Source organism: Terrabacter sp. 05T424, from assembly GCF_056396225.1.
In genome coordinates, this window is the sequence record NZ_JBFTLB010000023.1 from 1 (window position 1) to 724 (window position 724).

Sequence of the window (724 nt, forward strand, 5' to 3'; positions counted from 1 at the left end):
GGCGTGCCCATGGGTGGCGCCCGGGCAGGTTTGCCGATGTCGCGCTCGTGGGCGCCCGCCCTGCTGCGCGGCTGACGCGAAACTCGTAGCTGCTGGCGGCGCTCGGGACGACGCCCAGGGGTCACACCGTCTGCGGAGCACGCCGGTCTGCGTGTCGCCACTCAAGCTCAGCCACGATCTGCCGCTCGCGCCGCTCGAGTACGGCGCGTCGATGCGTCTGTCCCGGCAGTGGCCGGGAGCCGCTGACGGCGCTCTCCTGGTTCTGCCGGTCCCTCAGGAGCTGGAGTTTGGCGATGAGTTCGCGGATGCTCATGTCCGCCAGGCCATGAGTCTGGCTACGTGGGCCGGGGCCGATGGCAGCGCGGGAAATGTCGGCCCGGTGGACCGGGGCTGGAAGTGCGGGTGCGGCCATCACGGCACGTCCTTCGGTGTCGAAAGCTCAGCAAGGCGGCTCGGCGTGACGGCCCCCTGCGCCCCGGCCGACTCGAGCAGTTCGCGGGCGACAGCAACGTCGGCGTCAGGTGGGAGGACGCTGAGAACCAGTCGCTGATAGTTGCTCAGCGACAGGGTGATGTGGTCACGGTAGCGGCTGTGCTCGAACCACCCGATGTGCGTGATGCCCAGCGGGGTACGCACCTTCCGTGGCGCCTGGCCCCACAGGCCGCGCTCGTAGCCGACCCGGGCGATCCGGGCGCCGGTGAGGTGGTGCACCGCCACGTCGAGC

General features: G+C 70.7%; 1 protein-coding gene. It reads right to left on the minus strand.

From position 1 onward, the window contains the following. Positions 1–411: 411 nt before the first annotated feature. Positions 412–724 (minus strand): DUF5994 family protein (locus AC1DE0_RS22405; RefSeq protein WP_478105845.1); only part of this gene is annotated, 313 nt, incomplete at its 5' end.